The organism is Mycobacterium sp. 1165178.9, from assembly GCF_001673555.1.
Classification (GTDB): domain Bacteria; phylum Actinomycetota; class Actinomycetes; order Mycobacteriales; family Mycobacteriaceae; genus Mycobacterium.
Genome location: NZ_LZMB01000365.1, coordinates 1 through 6,553 on the forward strand (window position 1 = coordinate 1; position 6,553 = coordinate 6,553).

6 protein-coding genes are annotated in these 6,553 nt (G+C 62.9%); 2 read left to right on the top strand and 4 right to left on the bottom strand.

What is annotated here, in order from left to right; all coding sequences use genetic code 11:
- Window positions 1-52: 52 nt before the first annotated feature.
- On the top strand, window positions 53-1,213 hold the full coding sequence (locus A5652_RS15860; protein WP_067353152.1) for an acyl-CoA dehydrogenase family protein: 1,161 nt from the start codon (window positions 53-55) through the stop codon (window positions 1,211-1,213).
- On the opposite strand, the gene A5652_RS15865 is transcribed toward A5652_RS15860, so the two are convergent.
- The gene (locus tag A5652_RS15865; RefSeq protein ID WP_067353155.1) at window positions 1,202-2,002 is read right to left on the bottom strand and encodes a TetR/AcrR family transcriptional regulator; all 801 of its coding nucleotides are present in this window, start codon (window positions 2,000-2,002) and stop codon (window positions 1,202-1,204) included. The genes A5652_RS15860 and A5652_RS15865 overlap by 12 nt on opposite strands.
- Window positions 2,003-2,192: 190 nt before the next feature.
- On the opposite strand from A5652_RS15865, the gene A5652_RS15870 reads away from it, so the two are divergent.
- Window positions 2,193-3,380 (top strand): amidohydrolase family protein, encoded by a 1,188-nt coding sequence (locus A5652_RS15870; RefSeq protein ID WP_067353163.1) that lies wholly within the window; start codon window positions 2,193-2,195, stop codon window positions 3,378-3,380.
- An 18-nt stretch (window positions 3,381-3,398) separates the two neighbouring features.
- Here A5652_RS15870 and A5652_RS15875 read toward each other — a convergent pair whose 3' ends face one another.
- Genes A5652_RS15875 through A5652_RS15885 form a run of 3 tightly spaced genes read right to left on the bottom strand, consistent with a single transcriptional unit; the run spans window position 3,399 to window position 6,441 of the window.
- Window positions 3,399-4,223 carry an enoyl-CoA hydratase/isomerase family protein gene (locus A5652_RS15875; RefSeq protein WP_067353157.1) on the bottom strand — a complete coding sequence of 275 codons (825 nt, stop codon included), beginning with the start codon at window positions 4,221-4,223 and terminating at the stop codon, window positions 3,399-3,401.
- A complete protein-coding gene (locus tag A5652_RS15880; RefSeq protein ID WP_067353160.1) occupies window positions 4,220-5,305 on the bottom strand; it encodes a hydroxyacid dehydrogenase in 1,086 nt (361 codons plus the stop codon). Before A5652_RS15880 ends, A5652_RS15875 begins: the two co-directional genes overlap by 4 nt.
- Complete coding sequence (locus A5652_RS15885; RefSeq protein WP_232001206.1) at window positions 5,302-6,441, bottom strand: TauD/TfdA family dioxygenase; 1,140 nt, start codon at window positions 6,439-6,441, stop codon at window positions 5,302-5,304. Before A5652_RS15885 ends, A5652_RS15880 begins: the two co-directional genes overlap by 4 nt.
- Between the last annotated feature and the right edge of the window lie 112 nt (window positions 6,442-6,553).

Here is a 6,553-nt window from a genome sequence, read left to right on the forward strand (position 1 = left end):
TTATCGCGCGTGCCGCCCCCGGGCCCGTCGTGAGACAGATTGGTTCTGATCCATGCACTTTCAGCTCGACGCCACCACCCAGGCATATCACGACGGAGTACGCAGCTACCTTGCGAAGGTCATGACGCCCGAGTCCGAAGAGCGAATCTACCGCAGCGGCGTTTCACACGACGACGATTTCGCCAAGGGGTTAGTGGACGAAGGTTATTTCGCCCCGAGCTGGCCGACCGAATTCGGCGGCCAAAACCGTGATGCATGGGACGAGCAGGTCCTCCGAGAGGAACTCATGCGTGCGGAAGCACCCATGTACCTCTCGGAGACCACTCGAATGGTGGCGTCGATCATCCGAAGCGTTGGTTCACCGGAGATGAGAGACCGCATTCTCGGCCCTGCGATGAAGGGCGATATCACCATCGCGCTGGGGTTCACCGAACCTGAATGCGGCTCCGATGTCGCAGCGGCGTCCACAAAGGCGGTGCGCGAGGGCGAGGAATGGATCATCAACGGCTCCAAGATGTTCACCACAAACGGTCACATCGCCGACTACGTGTTCCTGCTGGCACGCACGAGTCCCGAGAAGCCGAAGCACAAGGGACTCACCATGTTCCTCGTTCCGCGCGATTCCGAGGGATTCGAAGCCCAAGCGGTATGGACGCTTTCGGGTGAACGCACCAACGTCACGTTCTACAGCGACGTCCGTGTTTCAGACGAGTGGCGCGTCGGCGATGTCGACGCCGGCTGGCAGGTAATGGGGCTGTCGCTGCAGGACGAGCACGCATCCGGGTGGGGGCCGCATCTGTCTCGGCTGCTGCAGCACGTCGAGCAGTGGGCGGCGAACACTCAAGCCGACGACGGGTCGCCACAGCTCGCCAAAACCGATGTACGGCGCCGAATCGCCAGGGTGGCAATGGAAGACGAGGTTTCGAGGTTGCTCCTGCGTCGCTGCGTCTGGATGACCGAGACTGGCCAGAACCCGGTAGCGGAGGGACCGATGTCCAAGGTGTTCAGCACCGAAGCACTCGTGCGCGCCAGCCAGGACGTGATGGAACTGGTAGGGCCGGACGCGACGCGAAGCTACTTCGAGTCGACGGCCCCCGAGCAAGGCCGCTTCGAATACCTCATGCGGTTTGCGTTGGGCACCACGATCTATGCCGGCACAAGCGAAGTTCAGCGCTCCATCATCGCCCAGCGCGGGTTAGGGCTACCCCGTTAGCTTTCGAGGTCTGCGAGCCGTGGTTCGCTTCGCCGCTGTCTTGGCGGCCACGGCCTTGGGCTTGGTCTTGGCCGAGTCCGCTGGCGGGGTGAGGGCTTGCTTGCACCAGGCCCACAACTGGTCCTCGGCGAGCTCTGCGCCCTTGACCCCCAGGTGGAAGACCCCTATTTGGGCGAGCGCAATGAGTGTCGAGTTCAGCAGCGTCGTCAACTGCGCTGGTGTCAAATCTGTTCGAATCAAGCCGGCACGCGAGCACGCGGTGAGGATCTTCGTGAGCAGCTTCTGATGCGGCTCCCAGATCTTCGCGAAGTCGGCAGGCCGCTCAATCTCCAAGCTCAAGTTGTAGATCGTCATCACCCGTCCGCCGATCGCCTCGGATGACTCCGCCCGGGAGAGAAATCCTCGACAGAACGCCTCGAGTTGTTCCATCGGACCATCTGCCATTGCGACCTCATGGCGAATAGCTTCGATGAACTGACTCGTGGCGTTCTCGTAAAGGGCGAGCAGGAGCTCTTCCTTGCCCGCGAAGTGTTGATAGAACGCGCGCAGGCTCAGGTTCGACCGGTCGATGAGAGTCTGGATGGTGAAATCGGCGCGTCCAGACTCCTCGACCAACTCCAGCGCAGTGGCAAGGAATCTCGAGCTGCGTGCCAGCGCACGGGCCCGCGCGGCGGAGAGACGCCGCTCTATCGTTCGTTCCTGCCAGCTCGTCGGCATCTCGTCGAGGTCGGCGTCAACGATCTCGAGGCTGGCTTCGCTGTCCTGTCCGGGGCGCTTCTTCGCAGTCATGATTGCATGAGAATACGCGTTCCCTGGCGGTTCGCCCAATCAACCTACACCGGTATGTTGGCCGGCCCTGCGAAGCGTGCCGGTGCGGGACTGGCGGTCATGCAGCCATGCGATATTGTGGAAACGGTTATTCTCGTCTGCGGGAATCAGCGTTTCGCAGGTGAAGCCCCTGCCCTCGAAGGAGTCAGCGTTGAGCACAGACATCCGAATCGTCTCGCCGGACGACCATTTGGTGGAGCCTGCCGACCTGTGGACCAGCCGACTGCCCGAGCGATATCGCGACATCGGACCGCGGATCGTTCGCACCCGCGGGCGGATGGATCCGTCGGTTACTTCCGATGTCGCTTTCGTCGAGGACGACGAGGGCCGCGACGCGGACATCTGGCGCTACGAAGATGCGGTCATCCCGATCCCGCTGATCAGCGCGGCGGCCGGCTACGAGTTGGACGAGCTCACTACCGACCCGATCACCTACGACGAAATGCGCCCGGGTTGCTTTCGCCCGGCAGACCGTCTCGCCGACATGGACATCGCGGGCATCGAGGCTTCGGCATGCTTCCCTAACACGCTTGTCCGCTTCTGTGGCCAACGCTTCCTATACGGCAAGGACAAGGACCTCGCCAAGCTGTGTGTGGAGGCCTACAACGACTTCCAGATCGATGAATGGGGCGGTAGCTCGAACGGTCGGCTGATTCCGCTTGGCATCATCCCACTGTGGGATGTCGAGCTCGCCGCCAAGGAGGTCGACAGGGTGGCCGCCCGTGGCATGCACGCGATCTGCTTCTCCGAGCTGCCTTCACGTCTGGATCTGCCGTCCATTCACAGCGGCTATTGGGACCCGTTTTTCGCGGCGTGCGAGCGAAACCAGGTCGGCATCATGCTGCACATCGGGTCGAGTTCGTCACTCACGAAGTCCTCGGCCGACTCTCCGCATGTCGTCACCAGCGCGCTGATGGCGGTCAACTGCACCATCGCGATGGTGGACTGGCTGTTCTCCGGCAAGCTCAGGCAATTCCCGAGTCTCAAGCTCGCGTTCGCCGAGGCGCAGGCGGGCTGGATTCCCTACTACCTGCAACGCGTTGATGAAGTTTGGGAGGATCGGCGGGCGTGGGGCGGAATCCACCCGCTGCTGACCGAACCACCGAGCACTCAAGTGCCCGGTCGGGTCTGGTTCTCCACGTTCGGTGATCCTGTTGCCTTCCGTATCCTCGACCTTGTCGGTGAGGACCAGCTCATGTTCGAGACCGACTACCCGCACAACGACACCAACTGGCCGCACAGCATGGAGGTCGCCAATAAGGCGACGGAGGGCCTGGACGAGGAGACCAAGCGCAAGGTGCTGTCGACCAACGCAAAGACGTTCTTCGGTATGGCTTAGCGTTCTGGAGTTGTTGCGCTACAGCGCCTTCCACTCCGGCTTCCGCTTCTCAAGGAAGGCGCGCGGGCCCTCGATGGCGTCTTTCGTCAGGGCCACCTTCATCCGGTAGTTCTCGGCGAGCAGCTCGGCTTCGTAGATGGGTAGTGTCAGCCCCTTGCGGACGGCCATGCGCGAACCGCGCACCGCCAGCGGCGCATTCGAATTCACGATCTCGGCGATCTCCCACGCCCGATCCATGAGCTTGTCGTGGGCGACCACCTCGGTAAAGACGCCCAAGTCGTATGCGCGCTGCGCGTCAAGTTGCTCGTGCTTGCCCATCAAGATCAGCCGCATGGCAACCGGCAGCGGTAGGATCCGGGCCAGCCGGACCCCTTCGCGACCGGAGCTCACGCCGATGCTGACATGGGGATCCATCAACGCAGCGCGCTCGGATGCGATGGTGATGTCGGCGGTGGTGACCAAGTCCATCCCGGCGCCGCAGGCGATGCCGTTCACCGCACAGATGATCGGCTTAGTCATGTGGAGCCAGGGGGGCGTCGCCTCCTGCGGCGCGTCCCACTGCCGCATCGAGCTGAGAATGGGCTCGCCCTGGTTGTCGATGCCCGCCGCGTTCTCCATGTCGTGGTCGGCGGCCTTGTTGACGTCAGCCCCGACGCACAGCGCGCGACCGGCGCCGGTGATGATGACCGTCCAGATATCCTGGGAGCGTTCGATGTCGGCATACACCTCGGCGAGCTCTTCGATCATCTCGTCGTTGATGGCGTTGAGTACCTCGGGCCGGTTCAGCGTCACACACGCGGTGTGACCCCGCACCTCGAATTGGAGGGTGTCGTAATCCGTCACCTGCTCTCCTTCTCCAAAGCGGTTGCGGCGCTGGGGCGGAACCCGAAGATCTCGTTGAATTTCTCACAGTAGCGCGGCCAGACATCGGGATTCAGCAGCCGGGGCGGCATCTGGCCCTCGAAAATCACCTGCCATTGGGTCGCGGTGGCGACGGCGATGTCGCGCGCGGCTTCCACCGTGATGCCCGCGACGTGGGGTGTGGCGATGACGTTGTCGAGGCCTAGCAACGGATTGTCGGGCCGGGGCGGCTCTTGATGGAAAACATCGAGGCCTGCCCCGGCAATGCCGCCGCTGACCAAGGCGTCGTGCAGAGCGGCTTCGTCGTGAACGGCGCCGCGGGCGGTAGTGATGAAGAATGCGGAGGGTTTCATCGCGGCGAACTCCGCAGAACCGAATAAGCCGCGTGTCTCGGCCGTAAGTGGGCAGGTGACCTGAATGAAATCGGACCGCTCGACCAGCTCACCGAGCTCGACCAGCGTCACGCCGCGCTCGGCGGCCGTCGTTTCGTCGACATACGGATCGTGGACCAGGACCTCCATGCCGAAAGGCGCGCACAACTCCACCAGGCGTCCGCCGATGGCGCCGAGACCGACCACCCCCAGCGTCTTTCCCAGCAGCTGACTGCCCTGCAGGGCGAGGCGGTCGCCGAGCGGCCCGCTACGTAGCACACGATCGGCAACGGTGATCTTCTTGGCAAGATCGAGCATGAAGCCGAGCGCATGCTCAGCGACGGCCTCCGCGCCCGGGCCGGAGTTATTGCACACCGCGATCCCGGCCCGTGTGCACGCCTCGACGTCGATCACGTCGTAACCGGCGCCCGCCGAACAGACCGCCAGCAGCTGATCACAACGTTGGACCAGCGCAGGCCCCACCAACCACTGTTCGCCATCGGGGACGGCCGCCACATCGGTGCGCGTGGCGACCTGGTATCCGTTGGCGGATTCCAATACCGCCCAACCGTCCTCAGTCGGCGCATTCAGGTCGAGTTTGACGACCTCGATGTCGGCCACCTCGAGGATGTCCCCGGCGACGGGGTCGGTCCATCGCTCGTAGACGATTCTCGGACTTGGGCTTTCGCTCATTGCTTGAGCTTGGGCTTCGCCTGCGCCGCCTTGAACATATCGGCGAGTTCGGCGTTGACGTTCTTGTAGTCGTTGCGCGCGATCGAGCCGTCGCGGCCCGGGACTACGTCATATCCCAGGCGCAGGTCCTTATTCTCCATGTGGAAGTACTCACGTCCGATCGGCAGGCGTCGGTCCTCGCGAGGCACCTCCATCCATGCGCGCAGGAAGCAACGGGCCTTCTTCGGATCATTGCTGCTGACAAAGTCGGAACGCGAATGGCACATGGCGAAGTTATTGGCGACGGCCGCCTCGCCCGACTCGAGGCGGAACTCGACCTGCTGCTCGACCAGGATGGTGCGCAGCAGTTCGATCGCCTCGGTTTGTTCTGGTGTGAACTCCCGGCCCAGTGTGCGCATCGCCGGCAGGATACTGCTATAGGTGAAATTGATGCAGATCCTGCCGTCGATCTGAGAAAACACCGGGACGTCGTATGGCGTCACATCCGGCTGGTCGTCAGGCTGCTCGCTGCGCCGGTGGTGCGGAAACCCTTGATACAGCACTGGAAGCAGGTCGGGTCGCTCGTTGAGAATCCGGTTGTGCGCCGCGGGCCCGCTCGCGAACTGGCTTTCCCCTCCGGTGGCCGCCGGGTAGACGCACAGCAGCGACAGGATGTCAGCGGCGTCGTTGTGCATGGCCAGCTCCGCGCGCGACTTGGTGCCACGTGCGGGCTGCACGCCGTTCGGCAGGATCTCCTCCTGGACCCGAACCATTCGGTGTCCGAATGAGTTGTTGGATACCAGGTATCCCAGATGGGTGCAGAAAGCCCAGTAGATCCGCTCGAGGTCGTCGATTGAGTGTTGTTCGACCGGAAATCCGCGCACGCACGCCAGGCCTTTACCGAACATCAGGTCCCGGTACAGCTTCGCCAGATCGTCGTCGAGATACGGGTGGCGAGCATCCGCGGGGGTAATGTCGTCACGGTCCTTTTTCGACGTCTTGGCCAAGATCGATTCCAAGGCAGCGACATTGCGGGCCGATAGGTCGAAGGCGAAGTCATCCTTGCTCGAAAAGTCCTCGCCGGTCCGGACATCGGCATGATGGCCGAGGCGGCGACCGCCCGTGCACGCGCGTTGCGAGAACTCGACGGGCGCCACGCAGGTAACACCGACGAATAACCCCGATAGCCGGAAGCCTCGCCAGCATGCCGATGTCCGTACCGGCCGAAATGAAACGCAGACCTAGATCTGTGAAGCGTTTCAGCAGGTC